We start from the raw sequence: 231 nt of genomic DNA, 5'->3' as shown, positions 1-231 counted from the left end.
ATATTACAGCAAATAACACACTTAACAGTAAAAGCATTATCTCAACAGGCAAGCCCTTAAATAACAAGGTTGAGCAAAGTAAACCACTAACCGCTACTAAATCTAAAAAAGTAGCTGAGCAAACAGTGCTCTCTACAGAAATTGTACAAGAGGTATTAGCTGCAAAGGCTCCTGTAATAACTAAGCAAAAAGATAGGGTGACAATTAGCTACAAATTGCCTGCTAATACGC

Annotated in this window: 1 pseudogene; it reads left to right on the top strand. The window is 36.8% G+C overall.

Annotated elements, in window-relative coordinates:
* Window positions 1-231, top strand: a pseudogene (locus tag AAEY62_RS25100) (murein transglycosylase); the annotation flags it as partial.

It is taken from the genome of Pseudoalteromonas sp. GW168-MNA-CIBAN-0100 (genome assembly GCF_040309225.1).
Taxonomy (GTDB): Bacteria; Pseudomonadota; Gammaproteobacteria; order Enterobacterales; family Alteromonadaceae; genus Pseudoalteromonas; species Pseudoalteromonas arctica.
The sequence above is the reverse complement of the archived record's forward strand: the minus strand, read 5'-3'. Positions and strand labels throughout refer to the sequence as shown.